Here is a 19,594-nt window from a genome sequence, read left to right as displayed (position 1 = left end):
TTTCGTTGGAGGAACAACATTTTTCTCTTTTCATATCACATAGCTGAGGTGCCAATATGAAAAAACAAGATAATATTGCAAAAGTGTATCCATTAACTCCGCTCCAAGAGGGCATGTTATTTCATTCTATTTTGGATGAACAAACAAGTGCCTATTATCTCCAGATGACCGCCACGATTCAGGGTGATTTCGATCTTCCATTGTTTCAACAAAGCATGAATAAGCTAATCGAAAACTATGAGGTTCTCCGGACAGCATTTGTATATCAAAATTTACAACGTGCTAGACAAGTAGTGTTTAAAGAGAGAAAAATGCAGGTATATTTTGAGGATATCACGCGTTTTGCAGATGATGAACAAAAAGAATATATTGAAACTTATAAAAACAAAGGGAAAGACCAAGGCTTTCATGTAACGAAGGACGTGCTAATGAGGGCCGCCATTTTTAAAACCGGTGATCACAGCTATCAATTTGTTTGGGCTTTTCATCATATCATCATAGATGGTTGGGGATTAGGAATTCTTATTCATAAGCTTCTTAGCTATTATGCTGTCTTGAAGGCAAATAAATCAATTCCACGTGAAGTGTCTAAGCCTTACAGCGAATATATAAAATGGCTAGAGAAGCAAAATAAAGAAGAGGCACTAAAGTATTGGAATCAGTATTTGGAAGGTTATGAACTGCATACGGAATTTCCTAAAAACAAGCCTCAGACTGGTCAGAGAAGCTATGAGCTAAAGGAGACACTTTTTACGTTAGATCAGGAAACAACCAAAAATCTTCAACAGATCGCGAACCGTAATCAGGCAACGTTAAGCAATGTATTCCATGCCGTTTGGAGCGTTTTGGTAAGTAAATATAAAAATACGGAAGATGTTGTATTTGGTTCAGTCGTCTCAGGTAGGCCTCCTGGAATCCAAGGCATTGAAAATATGGTAGGCCTGTTCATCAATACCATTCCGACTCGATTATCTGTCAACCCCTTGCTGTCTTTTCAAGAAGTAATAAACAAGGCACGAGAAAATGCAATTCAATCTACGAAGTATGACTATGCTCCTTTATATGAGATACAAAGTCAGTCATTGGTAAAACAAGAGCTAATTGACCATCTGGTTACGTTCGAAAATTACCCAGACAACAACATGGATTCTTTGGAGGAAGCCTTGGGATTTCGTATCCGTATTGATAATGGAGAAGAACAAACCACCTATGACTTAAACGTAGTGGTAGCGGTAGCACCTTGGTACGAGATGATGATTAAATTCAGCTATAATGCTAATGTTTATGACTCAGCTTTTATTACTAGAATGCAAGATCATCTTCAAAACATTGTGGCACAGGTCATAAACACCCCTGATATACTCCTCAAGGATATAACAATTCTAACAGAACAGGAAAAACAACAGCTAGTAGTAGAGTATAATAACACAGCTTCTGACTATCCAAAAACAAAAACAATCTATGAGCTATTCGAGGAGCAGGTTGTTAAAACGCCACATCAAGTAGCAGCCGTATGTCGAGAAAAACAGCTAACTTATCAGGAAGTAAACGAATCCGCCAATCAACTCGCGCATGTTCTAAGAGAGAGAGGGGTTACTGCTAGTAGCGTTGTTTCCATCATGGCAGAGCACTCCTTGGAATTAGTTGTAGGGATACTCGCTATTTTAAAATCTGGAGCTGCTTATTTGCCGATTGATCCAGATTATCCAGAAGATCGAATTCGGTATTTGCTAGTGGATAGTCAAAGCACTTTATTGCTAACCCAACAAACGTTTTCCAATAAAATTGTTGACCACAATATAGAGAGCCTCTATCTAGACAATCAAGAGCTGTATCAGGGAAGTACTGCTAATCTGATTAATAAAAGCAGCGTGAACGATCTGGCCTATATCATTTATACCTCAGGCTCGACTGGAAATCCGAAGGGAGCAATGATCACTCATCAAGGGCTTGTCAATTATATTTGGTGGGCTAAAAAAGTGTATGTACAAAATGAAATCATTCATTTTCCGCTTTACTCGTCCATTTCGTTTGATTTGACCGTCACATCTATTTTTACCCCATTAGTTTCTGGCAATACGATCTATATTTATGGAGGAGAAGATAAGGTACAGGTTATTCAAGACATCCTCAGAGATAATAAAGTTGGAATCATAAAATTAACCCCTACACATCTAAAACTAATAGAAGAATTCGATGGTACGAATAGTAACATCAGGAGATTTATAGTGGGAGGCGAAAATTTACAAACACAGCTTGCTAGCAAAATAGCTCGCAATTTTGGTGGAACTGTACAAATTATGAATGAATATGGGCCTACGGAAACAGTAGTAGGTTGCATGCTCTATACATTTGATCCAAATCATACCTTTCAAGATTCTGTACCAATCGGGGTCCCAGCAGACAATGTAGAGATCTACTTATTAGACACAGCCTTACAGCCAGTGCCAGTTGGTTCGATTGGAGAAATATACATTGCTGGTGATGGTGTTGCTAGAGGCTATTTACATCGAGCTGAATTGACTACAGAAAAATTTATAGAAAATCCCTTTAAACCCCAAGAGAGAATGTATCGAACCGGGGACCTTGCGAGATGGTTGCCAGATGGCAATATGGAATATATGGGAAGAGTGGATCATCAGGTAAAAATACGGGGTCATCGCATAGAGATGGGAGAAATTGAAGCAAAATTAGTCCAGCATGAAATGATCAAAGAAGCTGTCGTCATTGTCGAAAAAGATGAATCAGCGCAGAATGTTCTCTATGCTTACATTGTCTCTGATGCTGAACTGTCTGTATCTGAACTGCGCGAACATATAGGAAGTACTTTGCCATCTTATATGATCCCTTCTTACTTTATTCGACTGGAAGAAATCCCTTTAACAGCCAATGGTAAAGTGGAGAGAAAAAAATTGCCAAAACCTGATGGCTCAATCCGTACAGGAGTTGAATTTGTAGCACCACGCAACCTTATCGAAGACCAATTGGTAACGATCTGGAAGGGAATATTAAACGTAGATAACATTAGTGTTTTAGATAACTTTTTTGAGTTAGGCGGACATTCTCTGAAGGCAATGACGGTTATTTCTCAAATCTCGAAAGCATTCCATGTTGATTTACCTTTAAAAGTATTATTTGATACACCTACGATTGCTGCCCTTTCTCATTATATAGCTAACACAGAAAGCGGAATGTACTCAGCAATAGAACCAGCGGCATTGCAGGAGTATTATCCGGTCTCCTCTGCTCAAAAGAGAATGTTTATTCTTCATCAGCTTAATGAGGAGAGCGTTAGCTATAACATGCCAGGTGCGCTCATCATGGAAGGGAATTTAGATATACAACGCTTTGAATATGCAATGCAAAGCATAGTAGACCGGCATGAAGCGTTACGCACTTCCTTTCATTCGATAGAAGGTGAACCTTCACAAAAGGTACATCCATCTGTGCAAGTAGAAATCATGAGAATGAATTCAAAGGCAGATCAAATAGAGCAAATTATTAGCGATTTTATTCAACCATTTGATTTATCAATGGCACCATTGCTTCGAGTCGGCTTACTTACATTAGAAGAGCAAAAGCATCTCTTCCTGTTAGATATCCACCATATCGTATCCGATGGAGTATCTATTTCTGTATTTATCGAGGAGTTTATGAAGCTCTATCGTGGTGAGAGCTTGCCTGAGCTACGTATCCATTATAAGGATTTTGCAGTTTGGCAAAATGAGCTGTTCCGATCCGAGATGTTTGTAAAGCAAGAAAACTATTGGATCAACACATTAAAAGGTGAAATACCGGTACTTCAGCTACCTACGGATTCACCCAGACCCGCTACCCAGAACTTTGAAGGGGATGGGGTTGACTTTGTTATTTCAAAACAGTTGACTTCAGGGCTCTATGAAATAGCAGCAAGATCAGGAGCTACCCTGTATATGGTGTTGTTGTCGGCTTATAGTGTTCTTTTATCCAAATATGCGGGACAGGAAGAAATCGTTATTGGTTCACCCATCGCTGGACGAAGACATGCTGATGTTGAACGAATGATGGGAAGCTTCATTAATACGCTAGCGATGCGAACCTATCCTGAGGCAGGTAAGACAGTAGACGAGTTCATTGCTGAAGTGAAGCAAATGACATTGGGTGCATTCGAGCATCAAGATTATCCATTTGAAGCCTTAGTAGATAAATTAGATGTACCTCGTGATTTTAGTCGAAATCCGTTATTTGATACGATGCTTGTCCTACAAAACATGGACCAAACCACATTGGAGCTAGATCAATTAAGAATCACACCATATGATTTTGTCCATTCCATTTCGAAAGTAGATATGACGCTCTTCGCTTCCGAGGCAGACGGAGAAATTCATTGTAAATTACAATACAGCACAGCGTTATTTAAGCGCGAGACCATTGAGCAGTTCGCCAAGCATTTCCGAATGATCATGCGTGTCTTTACGGAAAATATCGGGATCAAGCTAGCCGAAATTCCTTTATTAACAAAAGAAGAACAAGCTGACCTCCTGACAAGAACATCTAGAATAAAAGCAGATCCTCCACGTGATATAACGATGTATGATTTGTTTAAAGCATGCGTAAAGAAATACCCTGTACAAAATGCTGTCGTGTTCGGAAACGATAAACTGACTTATCAGGACCTACATGAAAAGGCAAACCATGTTGCAGCTCTATTACAGGCAAAAGGGGTACGTCCCAATAAGATCGTTGGAATTATGACTCCTCCATCGTTAGAAATGATGGTTGGGATCATGGGGATTTGGAGAGCAGGTGGAGCTTACCTACCAATCGATCCGGATGCTCCAATAGAGAGAATTACTTATATGCTAGAAGACAGCAAGGTAGACGTTGTTGTAACATTGACCGATTTGTCAAATGCTCTTCCAGCATCAGTAAGCACCCTTGCGCTGGATAAAGCGATGCTGGATCATGAGCTACAGCTACCTGCTACAACGAAGGTGAGTTCAGAGGATTTGGCTTATGTAATCTACACATCCGGTACGACCGGAATGCCAAAAGGAGTGCAAATTACTCATCGTAACGTAATAAACTATGTTTTCGCATTTTCGCGTCAGGCTAATGTAACATGGCAAGACAAGACAGTGCTCGTATCTTCCTACGCATTTGACTTAGGCTATACAGGGATTTTCTCTGCTCTTTTGTCAGGCAGTCAATTACATTTATTAACAAAGGATGAATATATCAATACCGAACGCTTACTATCGTATATCAGTGAAAATCAGATCACTTATGTTAAATTGACTCCTTCTCTTTTTAGTGTAGTCGTTCAAAGCGAGTCATTCATGAAGACAAAAGATTGCGATTCCCTACGTTTGATTGTAATGGGGGGAGAGCCAATTCGAGTGACCGATGTGATGGCATATGTTGATCAATACCCTTCTGCACAGATAATGAATCACTATGGTCCAACAGAGACAACCATTGGGTGCATCACTTCTATATTGCATGCAGGTAATTGTAAGGAATTTGCAAATCGACCGTTTATAGGTAGTCCAATTGCTAATACACAGGTATACATTCTTGACGGAAGATCTCAGATAGTCCCGCCTGGCATTGTTGGAGAGCTATGTATTAGTGGTGAAGGTGTATCTAAAGGATATTTGAACCAGCCTAGTTTAACAGATGAAAAATTTGTTTCAAATCCATTTAACCCCGGGACGATTATGTATCGTACAGGTGATCTTGCGAGATATTTCTCAAATGGAAATATAGAATTTGTAGGAAGAGCAGATCAGCAAGTTAAAATTGCCGGGTATCGCATTGAGCTGGGTGAAATTGAAAAACAATTATTACAGCATACATTCATCAAAGAGGCAGTTGTTATTGCTGTGCAAGAAGAAGAGTCTCACTCACTATATGCTTACTTTGTTTCTGAACAAGAAATTACAGTATCTAATTTGCGAGAGCATGTGGGTAGCATGTTACCCACCTATATGATTCCTTCTTATTTTGTTCGCATGGATAAAATTCCACTTACACCAAATGGCAAGGTAGACCGCAAAGCTCTTCCGAAGCCTACAGGAACCATTATTACAGGCGCAGAATTCGTAGCTCCGAGAAATCATATAGAAATGAAAATAAGTGACATTTGGGGTGAAGTCCTTTCTGTTACCAAATTTGGGGTAGAAGATAACTTTTTTGCATTAGGCGGACATTCGTTAAAAGCAATGAGCATGATTTCTAAATTAAACAAGGCATTTCAGATAGAGGTACCGTTTAAAACAATTTTTGAAAATCCGACAATTGCTACATTGGCTACATACATTTCCCAAGCTGAAAAAAGCGATTATGTGGATATTCAACCGGCTCCGCTGCAAGAATATTATCCTGTATCTTCGGCCCAAAAGAGAATGTATATCCTTCGTCAGTTAGCCGGAGCTGATCTTAGCTATAATATGCCAGGTGTAATGTATATTGACGGGAAACTGGATGTACAACGGCTTGAGCTAGCAATGAAGGCACTCGTTCAACGGCATGAATCGCTACGAACTTCCTTCCACTCCGTTAATGGTGAAATTGTTCAACGTATACATGAAGAGATCGACTTTTCCATGTCTTACTCGTCATCAACTGAAGATCAACTAGATACCCTGATTACAAACTTTATGCAGCCATTCGAACTTTCACTTGCACCGCTATTACGTGCTGAACTAGTTAAATTAACAGAAGAACGTCATCTTTTCTTAGTAGATATGCATCATATTATAGCGGACGGTGTTTCCTTAGGAATTTTTATCAAGGAATTTGTTCAACTATACCAAGGAGAGGAATTGACGGAGCTTCGTTTGCAGTATAAGGATTTTGCTGCTTGGCAGAATGAATGGTTTGAAACAGGTGTATTAAATAAACAGGAGACGTATTGGCTTACTACTTTTGCAGGAGAAGTCCCTCTTCTGAATTTGTCGACTGATTTTCCTCGTCCGCTTGTGAAAAGCTTTGAGGGGGATCGATTTATTTTTGGTACAGACACGAACCTGATGCAGGATTTATATCGAGTTGCAAATGAGACAGGGACAACTCTGTACATGGTCTTATTAGCAGCCTATAACATCTTCCTTTCTAGGTATTCTGGTCAAGAGGATATTATTGTTGGTTCGCCTATTGCCGGCAGAACTCATGCTGATGTAGATCAAATAGTAGGAATGTTTGTAAATACTTTGGCTTTACGAAATTATCCGGTTGGAACAAAAACGTTTAGAGAATTTATCGAGGAAGTAAAGCATAATACCTTACAGGCCTATGAAAATCAGGACTACCCATTTGAGGTGTTAGTCGAAAAATTGGATGTACATCGTGAATTGGGTCGAAACCCATTATTTGACACGCTTTTCATTTTACAAAATACGGACAAAAAGATCTTTGAGATTGATAAGTTAACTTTCCATCCCTATATTACAGATGTTACCCAAGCAAAATTCGATCTCACTTTAGAAGCAACAGAAGAGAATAGGGAAATCGTATTCTGCCTCGAATATTGCTCTAAGCTCTTCAAGAGGGAAACCATTGAACGTATGGCGTCTCATTTCTTACAAATTATACGAGCAGTAACTGAGAATCCAGAGGTCACTTTATCTGAAATCAATATGCTTTCATTAGAAGAACAACAACAGGTACTTGTTGATTTTAATGATAATCACGTGTCATATCCTACAGGAACAATTCAGAGCTTCTTTGAAGAACAGGTAGAACGAACACCTGACCATATCGCACTTTGTTATGCAGGCCAAACATTGACATATCGTCAGTTAAATGAGAAAGCTAACCAACTGGCAATGTTTTTGCGAAATAAAGGAGTACAACCTAATCAAATTGTAGGGATCATGGCAGAACGATCCTTTGAAATGATTTTCGCGATTTATGGGGTGTTAAAAGCAGGAGCAGCTTATTTGCCTATTGATCCAGCTTATCCACAAGATCGTATCCAATATTTGCTTGAGGATAGCGGTGCTTCCATACTTTTGATTCAATCGCATCTGATGAAACAACTCCCAACTGATATCGAATGGATAGACCTTGGGGATGAGCACATTTATGTAGGAAGTGGCGAGAATCTATTCAACGTAAATCAAGCATCTGACCTGGCTTATCTCATTTACACATCCGGTACGACAGGCAAACCAAAAGGAGTTATGATAGAACACCAGTCTGTTATCAATTGCTTGCTGTATCGAAAAGAGGAGTATGATTTTAGCCCTAATGATAAGATTTTGCAGATTTTCTCATTTGCCTTTGATGGATTCGTTGCTAGTCTGTTCCCTCCTATGATGGGAGGAGCGATTTCTGTCTTACCTAGAGAGGAAGAGGCCAAAGACCCATTTGCTCTTAGAAATGTAATAGCAGGTGAAAATATAACGCATTACCATGGCGTGCCTAGTTTGTTTCATGCCATTCTGGATTGCTCAACAGCCGGGGATCTAGATTCGTTGGGTAACGTTTCGCTAGGGGGAGAAAAAATAACTCCTCAGCTTGTACAAAAGGTCCAGCAAATAAATCCTGCAATCGAAATTAATAATGAATATGGTCCAACAGAGAATAGTGTTATCACAACAATTAAGCGCTCAATTGAGGTAGGGGAAACAATTACAATTGGCTGCCCTATTGCCAATGTAGCGGTGTATATTCTTGGTACCAATCATCTGTTACAGCCAGTTGGGGTAATCGGTGAATTGTGCATCGGCGGCCGAGGCTTAGCAAGAGGTTATTTAAATCGCCCAGACCTTACAGAAGAAAAATTTGTGCCTAATCCATTCGTGCCAGGTGAACAAATGTATAAAACAGGTGATTATGCGAAATGGTTACCAGATGGCACGATTGAATATATTGGCAGGATGGATGAACAGGTTAAAATTAGGGGCTATCGAATTGAGATTGGCGAAATCGAAAATGCTATTCTGACATTCGATCTGATCAATGAGGCAGTTGTTGTCGTTTCAGAGGATTCAACCGAGCAACAGTTATTAATAGCCTACTTTACAGCAGAAGAGGAGATCACATTAGCTGAACTGAGAGCGCATCTAGCAAAGGAATTACCTGATTACATGATTCCAACCTATTTTGTGCAGCTAGAGGCTTTCCCTACAACTCCAAATGGAAAAATGGATCGTAGGGGATTACCCAAGCCAGAAGGTGATCCGATACTAGGGACAATCTATGTAGCTGCTAGAAATGCAACTGAATCCAGGTTAGTAGAGATTTGGCAGAATGTGCTGGGACTTGCGAGAATTGGTGTGAATGATAGCTTTTTTGATATAGGCGGTCATTCATTAAGAGCTATGACAGTGATGTCGCTTGTGCATAAGGAATGTGGCGTAGAATTGCCTTTGAAGGTGTTATTTGAAAAATCTACAATTGCCCAATTAGCTACATTCATTGATCAGGCTGCGAAAAGTAGGTATGTCCCTATTCAAGCTGTGTCGCCAAAAGAGTATTACCCGGTGTCATCTGCGCAAAAAAGGATGTATATCCTTCGTCAGTTTGATGGAGCAGGAACCATTTACAACATGCCAAATGCGCTTTACATGGAGGGCAAGCTAGACTATTTACGCTTTGAAGAGACTCTACAGCAATTAATAAACCGACATGAGGCATTGCGAACCTCCTTCCACCCTGTAAACGGTGAACCAATGCAACGTGTACATCAGTCAGTTGAACTTCCCATTTTCTATAACGAAGCCTCGATAGATCAAGTAGATCAGCTTGTAGATGAATTCATTCAAATGTTTGATCTTGAAGTAGCTCCTTTATTACGGATTGGGCTCATCAAATTAGAGGAAGAAAAACATCTTTTCGTAATGGATATGCACCATATTATCTCAGATGGGGTATCAGCAGGAATCTTATTTGAGGAATTTGCAACGCTATATCGTAGGGAGAGTTTGCCAGAACTTCAGATTCAATATAAGGACTTCGCTGTTTGGCAAAATGAATTATTCGCGTCGGACGCCATCAAAAAACAGGAATCCTACTGGACAAACACATTTGCAGGTGAAATCCCTGTTCTCCATTTACCAACCGATTATTCTAGACCTACTGTACAGAGCTTTGATGGGGACCAAGTTATTTTTCATACCGGTAAGAAAGTAACGGAGGATTTATACAAGCTGGCGAATGAAACTTCAACAACATTGTTTATGGTACTGTTAGCTGCATTTCATGTCCTACTCTCAAAGTACTCTGGTCAAGAAGAAATCGTGATAGGTTCGCCCATTGCTGGTAGAGTTCATCCTGATACAGAAAAAGTAATGGGTATGTTCGTAAATACATTAGCGTTGAAAAACAATCCAAGTGCTCAGAAGTCTTTCAAAGCATTTTTAACAGAAGTAAAACAAAATACGTTGGAAGCCTATGAAAATCAGGATTATCCATTTGAATCACTTGTCGAAAAATTAGAAATCCAAAGGGACTTAGGGCGAAATCCTTTGTTTGACATTATGTTTATTTTGCAAAATATGGAGAAAAAAGCGTTTGTACTAGATGATCTACAAATAACACCTCATGTTACACAAAGGGGCTATTCAAAATTCGATTTGACATTAGAAGCAAACGAAGAGTCATCTGGCTTACAGTTCTCGCTCGTATTTAGTACGAGGTTGTTCAAGAAGGAAAGCATCGAAAGAATGGCTGGTCATTTCCTGCAAATACTCGATACTATTACGAAACAACCAGAATTAGCCTTGTCAGAGGTCAGTTTGTTATCTGAAGAAGAAAAGCACCAAATTCTTGGTGAATTTAACGAAACATCAACAGACTATCCGAGAATGCTCACCATTCATCAATGGTTCGAGGAGCAAGTAGAGAAGTATCCAGATCATATAGCTGTTGTAGCAGAGGGCAATACATTAACGTATCGAGAATTGAATAATAGGGCTAATCAAATTGCACGTATACTTCGCCAAAAGGGTGTTGTGGCAAATGACGTTGTCGGTCTTTTAGCTGACCGATCACATGAGATGATTGTAGGAATCATGGGAATCCTTAAAGCAGGAGGAGCTTATCTCGGCATTGATCCTGAGTATCCATCTGAACGAATTTCTTACATGATGGAAGATTGCCAAGTTAGCATTGTTCTTTCCCTGCGTCATCTGGCTTCGCGGCTTCAGGAAGAAGCGGACATAATTTTACTAGATGATGAGAGCTTGTATCAAGGAAAGCTGACTAATCTTCTAAATATTACACGTCCAGGTGATTTAGCTTATATCATGTACACGTCTGGTTCGACTGGTAAGCCAAAAGGTGTAATGGTCGAACATCGAAATGTAATTCGTCTTGTAATACATGCTAATTATGTTCAGGTGAGACCAGAAGATCGAATGATTCAAACAGGTGCTATAGGATTTGATGCTATGACATTCGAAATTTTTGGAGCATTGCTGCATGGAGCGCGTTTATACCTTGTTCATAAGGATATCTTGTTGGATTCAGCGTTATTAGCTGGCTTCCTACAAGCTAATCAAATAACAACGATGTGGCTTACATCGCCGTTATTCAATCAATTATCACAAGACAATGAGAGCATGTTTGCCAGTCTTACAGATTTAATTGTCGGGGGAGATGTCCTATCGCCTAAACACATCAACAAGGTAAAACAAATCAATCCCCAGCTTGTAATTTGGAATGGCTATGGGCCAACGGAGAACACCACCTTCTCAACATGCTTTAGAATTGATGAGGAATTCCTCGATAACATACCGATTGGTAAACCAATAAGCAACTCGACTGCCTATATCCTTGATAACTATAATCACCTGCAACCAATCGGGGTTCCAGGAGAGCTATGTGTAGGAGGAGAAGGCGTTGCTAGGGGATACATGAACAAGCCTGAGTTAACAGCCGAAAAATTCGTATCTAACCCATTTGTTCCAGGAGAGCGAATGTATCGGACAGGCGATTTGGCTAGATGGTTGCCTAATGGAACAATTGAATATTTAGGACGAATTGATCAACAGGTAAAAATTAGAGGATTCCGAATTGAAATTGGTGAGATTGAATCTGTTCTTGCTAGACAAGATAAGGTGAAGGAGTCTGTCATAACTGTAGTAGAGGACAAGCTTGGTCAAAAAGTATTATGTGCCTATTACGTTTCAGAGAATGCTGCTGTTATACCACAATTGCGTGAAGAGCTAGCTCAAGAGCTGCCATCCTATATGGTTCCTACTTTTTTTGTCCATCTGGAGAAAATGCCGCTTACAAGAAATGGAAAGGTAGATCGCAGAGCATTACCGATACCAGATGGTGACCTACGTGCAGGGGTAGAATATGTAGCTCCAAGCAATCAGATCGAGGAAAAATTAGTTGAGATTTGGAAAAATGTATTAGGTGTCTCCAAGATCGGAGTTATGGACAATTTCTTTGAATTGGGAGGACATTCCTTAAAAGCTATGACCGTAATTTCCTTTGTGCATAAGGTGTTTCATGCTGAATTACCTTTAAAAATTCTTTTTGAATCACCGACAATTTATGCACTAGCCGCCTATATTACTGGCGTAGAAAAAGGAAAGTACGTAGCCATTCAGCAAGCTGTCAAAGCTGATTTTTATCCCGTTTCCTCTGCACAAAAACGGATGTATATCCTTCATCAATTTGAAGGCTCTGGTATCAGTTATAACGTTCCAGGCGTGCTGTTCATCGAGGGTAGCTTGGATGACAAGCGTTTTGACTATGCGATGAGAGGTTTGGTCGACCGACATGAGGCACTGCGGACATCCTTTAAAACGATCAATGGTGATCCTGTTCAGATTATTCATGATCATGTAGACTTTTCCGTTGCTTATCAAGAGGCGACTGAGGATCAAGTCGAACAAATCGTGGATGAATTTATTCAACCATTTGATTTGGAAATAGCTCCATTATTTAGAATAAGTCTTGTTCGTCTATCAGAAAAACGACATCTCTTCTTAATGGATATGCATCATATCATTTCTGACGGTGTATCTATGCAGATTATCATCAAGGAATTCGCCCAGTTGTATAATGGACAGCATCTGCCTGACTCTAAGATTCAGTATAAAGACTTTGCTGTATGGCAAAATGAGCTGTTCCAATCTGGAGTGATTCAGAAGCAAGAAGCGTTTTGGCTCGATACATTTGCAGGCGAATTGCCAATTCTAAATCTTGAAACTGATTTCCAGAGACCTTCCGTGCAAAGCTTTGAAGGTGACCATATTCTTTTTGGCACTGGAAAACAGCTAATGGCTGAATTGCAGAATTTGTCTAATGAGACGAAAGCAACCTTGTATATGCTTTTGTTGGCAGCTTACAACGTGCTATTGTCCAAATACACGGGTCAAGAAGAGATTGTCATTGGTACACCGATTGCTGGTAGATCACACGCAGATGTAGAAAATATTGTGGGTATGTTTGTCAATACGTTAGCCCTGAAAAACAGACCATTCAGTGAGTTAACATTCCGTGAATTTATAGCCCAAGTGAAAGAAAATGCACTAGAGGCTTACCAAAATCAAGATTATCCCTTTGAAAGCCTTGTAGATAAGCTACAAATCCGACGTGATTTAAGTAGAAATCCAGTGTTTGACACTATGTTTAGCTTGGGTAAAACAGACTCAATTGGATTTGAGCTAGATGGACTCCACTATATCCCTTATAAAATGAAAGGAGAAATAGCTAAATTTGATATCTCATTGGATGCCTTTGAAATGCAGGATGACATTCAGCTTCAATTTAGCTATTGCACCAAATTATTCAGAAAAGATACCATCGAGCGTTGGGCAATCCACTATACTCAAATTTTACAGTCTATCGTTACGAATCCAGATAAACAGCTTTCGGAAATCAGCATATTGTCAGAGTCAGAAAAAAATCAAATTATTTTTGACTTCAATGCAACCAAGGCGTCTTATCCAATGAATAAAATGTTCCACCAGTTATTCGAGGAGCAGGTTGAGAAAACTCCTAACAATCTTGCTGTTATTTGTGAAAATGAACAGCTAACCTATCAGGAGTTAAATACGAAAGCAAACCAACTAGCACGCGTATTACGACAAAAGGGAGTTAAGCCCGAGCGGACTGTAGGCATTATGGTAGATCGATCGCTGCATATGGTCGTTGGTATGTTAGCCGTATTAAAAGCAGGTGGAGCTTATGTCCCAATTGATATGGATTATCCTCAAGATCGTACGGAATTTATGCTCAAGGATAGCAATGCGATGCTGTTGCTTACCTTGCAAAATCTAGCAGAGCAGCTTGCATTTGCAAATGAGATCTTGTATTTGGATCAAGCTGAAAATTACCAAGGTGATGATACTAATTTACTGAATGTCACTGAAAAACATCATATGGCTTACATTATTTATACTTCTGGGACAACGGGTAAACCAAAAGGAGTCGTAATCGAGCATCAGAGTTATATCAACATAGCATTTGCATGGAGAGAGAAGTATCACCTAGAGACATTCCCTGTTCGGTTGCTTCAGATGGCCAGCTTCTCTTTTGACGTATCTGCTGGCGATTTTGCTAGAGCTTTCCTTCATGGCGGACAATTGGTGATATGCCCAAATGAGGTAAAATTTGATCCAGCTTCCCTTTATGACATGTTAAATAGATACCAAATAACAATTTTTGAATCAACACCAGCTCTAGCTGTACCTTTGATGGAATATATTTATGAACACAAGCTTGATATCAGTCATATGAAACTCTTAATTATCGGAGCAGATAGCTGCTCAATGGAGGATTACAGCTCGCTACTTGGTAAATTTGGTCACTCCATTCGAATCATTAACAGCTATGGTGTTACAGAGGCCTGCATCGATTCTAGTTATTTTGAACAACCGTTAGAACTTCTGCCTTCAGTGGGAACCGCACCAATTGGTAAACCACTTCCTAACACCACAATGTATATCATGGATCACAATGGAGGGCTGGTACCAATCGGAGTAGTAGGGGAATTATGCATTGGAGGAGCGGGGGTTGCCCGAGAATATCTAAATCGACCAGAGCTTACTGCTGAGAAATTTGTGGAGAATCCGTTTGTACCTAGAGAGAAGCTATATCGGTCAGGAGATGTAGCAAAGTGGTTACCTGATGGAAATATAGAGTTCCTTGGCCGAATCGATCATCAAGTAAAGATCAGGGGAGTTAGGATCGAGCTTGGTGAGATTGAGTCACAAATGCGGAAGCTTGATGGCCTCAGAGAAGTAGTCGTTGTAGCGAAGGAAGATCAAGCAAAGGAAAAATTCCTCTGCGCATATATGGTCACAGATAGAGAGGTAAGTACAGCGGAAATACGTGCCCATTTAACAACTCAGCTACCGATCGCGATGATTCCTACTACGTTTATTTCACTTGAGGCGATGCCATTAACCGCAAATGGAAAAATTGATAAGCGTTCCTTACCAGATCCACATCATGCTTTACTTACTAGCACTTACGTGGCTCCTCGAACACCACTGGAATTACAGCTTGCTACGGTTTGGCAACAAGTTTTAGGCATCGAACGAGTTGGAAGCAAGGATGATTTCTTCGCACTTGGTGGTCATTCCCTACGTGCTATGATGGTTATTTCTCACATGCATAAAGAGTATCAACTCGATATTCCTTTACGTATTCTATTTGAAAAACCAACGATTGAAGAAATAGCGCAATACTTAGAAAGAGAGCGCACGAAGCAGATCATTTCGATCCCACCTGCTACAAAGCAAGACTACTATCCAGTCTCAGCAGCACAACGAAGAATGTTTATTCTTACTCAGTTTGATGGGGTAGATATCAGCTATAACATGCCTTCTATCATATTGCTGGAAGGAAAACTCGATTTAGCAAAACTAGAAACAGCGTTTAAAGGGTTAATCAACCGTCATGAGAGCCTACGCACATCCTTCGAGTTAGTGAATGGTTCTCCTGTACAGAAAATTCATACAGCAGTTGATTTTGCTATTACCCATCAGGTAGCTGTTGACGAAGAACTGGAAGAGATCATTGACGAGTTTATTAAACCATTCCAGTTGAATATGGCACCATTGCTTCGCGTCAAGCTTGTTCAAACCCGATTGGATCGTTATTTGTTACTGGTAGATACGCATCACATCATTTCTGATGGAGTATCATCTGGGATCATCATCAATGAATTAATCGAATTGTATCAGGGGCATATGTTACCAGCGCTTGCGATTCAATATAAGGACTTTTCTGTATGGCAGCATGAACAGTCTCAGACAGCTATGTATAAAAAACAGGAAGAGCACTGGGTGCAAACATTTGCAGATGAAATCCCTGTGTTAAATTTACCGACAGATTTTCCAAGACCTACTACACAAAGCTTTGAAGGTAATTTAATCACAATGGGAACAGGCAAAGAGCTCATGGAAGGCTTGTATAAAATAGCTACCGATACAGGTACCACTCTCTATATGGTCTTGTTAGCGGCATATAATGTGCTGCTTTCCAAATATTCCGGTCAAGAGGATCTGATTGTGGGTACTCCGGTTACAGGCCGGTCGCATGTTGATTTACAGAGCACTGTTGGGATGTTTGTCAATACATTGGCCATGCGAAATAAACCAGTTAGATCAAAATCCTTTAGGGAGTTTTTATTAGAAGTAAAACGAAATGCATTGCGAGCCTATGAGAATCAGGATTATCCATTTGAAGAGCTAGTGGAGAAACTGAAACTACAACGTGAAGTAAGTAGAAATCCAATGTTTGATACCATGTTTACTCTCCAAAACAGAGGCGAAGAGGCAATAGAAGTAGACGAGCTACGATTTGTCGGCTATGAAGGAGACAATAAATCAAAGCACTCTAAATTCGATCTAACCTTAATCGCTACTGAAGAAAGTGACCAAATCCTGATTAGTGTGGAATATTGCACGAAATTGTACCAGTCGGAAACGATTGAACGATTCCTGACTAATTTCCTCCAGATCATGAGAGCCATCATAGATAATCCTGATGTGAAATTAGCTTCTATCGAAATGCTGACGAATGAAGAGAAAAACCGACTTTTACTAGAGTTTACTAACACAGAGAAAAACGACCAGCAGGATACAACAATTCATCAGCTTTTTGAAGAACAGGTAAGAAAAACACCTGATCAAGTAGCACTTATTTGGAACAAGCAGAAAGTAACATATCAAAAGCTAAATGAAAAAGCCAATCAATTAGCGCGTACATTACGCAATAAAGGAGTCGTTGCTAATCAGCTAGTAGCGATTATGGCAGAACGTTCCGTTGAAATGATTATTGGTGTATTGGGAATCTTGAAAGCTGGGGCGGCGTATGTTCCTATTGATCCAGCTTATCCTATTGACCGGATTGAATATGTCTTACAGGATAGCGGTGCAACTCTCTTGCTGACACAGTCCCATTTGAGCTATAGCTCATCAGCTAATATAACGAGGCTGGATTTAGACGTGCAGAAGAATTATGTATCCGACGGGACGAATGTAAAAGCGATTAGCAAACCAATAGACCTGGCCTACGTAATCTATACCTCAGGTACAACGGGACAGCCTAAAGGCGTTATGATTGAACATCGGTCCATTGTGAACTGCCTGCAATGGAGAAGAGACGAGTATGCCTTTACTCCAAAGGATAAAGCGTTGCAGATCTTCTCATTTGCTTTTGATGGATTTGTTGCCAGTCTGTTTGCCCCCATGCTTGGAGGAGCTACTTCGATCTTACCAAGAGAAGAAGAAGCAAAAGATCCATTTGCTCTGCGAAAATTGATTGCTTCTGAATCGATCACTCATTACTATGGCGTTCCAAGTCTATTTAATGCCATTGTGGATAGCGCTATAACAGAGGATCTTAGCAAGTTACGTTGTGTCACTCTTGGGGGAGAGAAATTATCTTTTCAACTTGTACAAAAGATTAAACAAAAAAATCCTGCTATAGAGATTAACAATGAGTATGGACCTACCGAGAATAGTGTAGTTACGACTATTCAAAGAGCAATTGAAGTAGACCAACCGATTACAATTGGTCGTCCGCTTGCCAATGTAGCTGTCTATATTGTTAATGCCGAGCATCATTTGCAGCCTATCGGTGTAGTAGGTGAGCTATGCATAGCAGGACGTGGCCTAGCCAGAGGTTATTTAAATCGACCAGAATTAACAGAAGAGAAGTTCGTTCGTAATCCATTCGTACCTGGGGAACGCATGTACAAAACAGGTGACTTAGCCAAATGGCGTCCAGATGGAACGATAGAGTATGTTGGCCGTGTAGATGAGCAAGTCAAGGTACGAGGTTTCCGCATTGAGATAGGAGAGATTGAATCTACCATCCTCCAGTATCAAGGTGTTGGAGAGGTAGTGGTCACTGCTCAAGAGGATCAACATGCACAGCAATATTTATGTGCATACTTTGTAGCTGACACGGAAGTTGTTCTGGCTGATTTGAGAAAATTTGTTTCCAAGGCACTGCCTGCATATATGGTTCCTACCTATTTCGTACAGCTTATGAATCTACCGACTACTGCTAATGGAAAAGTAGATAAGAGAGCATTGCCAATGCCTCAAAATGTAGGCGTTGTAGGAAGAGAATATGTTGCTCCTAGCAGCATGATAGAGGAACAATTGGCCGCTATTTGGCAAGAAGTATTAGAAGTAGAGCAAATTGGCATCACCGATCATTTCTTTGAAATCGGGGGACATTCCTTAAAAGCAATGCTTCTCATATCAAAGGTGTATGAGTACATGCAGGAAGAGTTGCCTTTGCATCTCGTATTTCAGCAACCAACGATTCAAAAAATGGCAGAATTTATCTTGCATAAGCAGTACGAGCAAAACGCGGGTCACCCCATTCTATTAAATAACGAAACAATTCGATCTGTATTTAGCTTTACACCGATTGGAGCCCACAGCACCTTCTATCAAAAGCTTGCTAAAGAAATCCATGATGTTTCTTTGTATAGCTTTGACTTCATAGAGGCCGAGAATCGCATCGAGCAGTATATCAATGCCATGATACAGATTGATTCTGAGGGCCCGTACACGTTGATGGGGTATTCCTCTGGCGGTAACTTAGCTTTTGAAGTAGCTAAAGAGTTGGAAAACCGAGGACATCAGGTGTCAAGCATTATACTATTTGATTCTTATTGGAAGGAGAAAGAAATCGAGCAAACAGCTATTGAAGCAAGAAAAGAAATAGAAGCCTTCTTCACAGAAATAGGAACTCATAACGAGATGTTTAATATGACAAGAGAGGATCTTGAGCTGTTCGTAACCAACGATTTTGTCAAACAAAGCTTTATTCAAAACATGCTCAGCTATCTGATGTTTTACAACCAATTGGTAAATGAAGGCAGGATAAAGGCTCCCATTCATCTTATCCAATCCGAGTATGAATCAGAAAACATAGCGGCCTATGAGGCTGAGAAATGGAATGAGGAAGTGTGGGCACAAGCATCTGAGCAATTTATAAACTATCGTGGCCATGGGGAACATTCGAAAATGCTTAGCGGTGAACAGATTCCTAAAAATGCTTCCATGCTCGAAAGTATTCTTCAAGAGATTTTTGTCCTGAAGTAAATGTTGTACCGATGAAAGTTTCGTTTTCGTGATTTCCCCTATAAAGAATTTGAATTTGTAGGGGAAATCACTAT

Annotated in this window: 1 protein-coding gene; it reads left to right on the top strand. The window is 40.1% G+C overall.

Translation table 11 applies throughout. From position 1 onward, the window contains the following. Positions 1-56 precede the first annotated feature (56 nt). Positions 57-19,520 carry a non-ribosomal peptide synthetase gene (locus BRLA_RS11525; protein WP_041752149.1) on the top strand — a complete coding sequence of 6,488 codons (19,464 nt, stop codon included), beginning with the start codon at positions 57-59 and terminating at the stop codon, positions 19,518-19,520. The last annotated feature ends 74 nt before the right edge of the window (positions 19,521-19,594 follow it).

Origin of the sequence: Brevibacillus laterosporus LMG 15441, from assembly GCF_000219535.2 — a bacterium.
Classification (GTDB): domain Bacteria; phylum Bacillota; class Bacilli; order Brevibacillales; family Brevibacillaceae; genus Brevibacillus_B; species Brevibacillus_B halotolerans.
The sequence above is the reverse complement of the archived record's forward strand: the minus strand, read 5'-3'. Positions and strand labels throughout refer to the sequence as shown.

Coding starts and splice junctions, on each gene's coding strand:
- BRLA_RS11525 (WP_041752149.1), top strand. CDS start 57: ATGAAAAAACAAGATAATATTGCAAAAGTGTATCCATTAACTCCGCTC.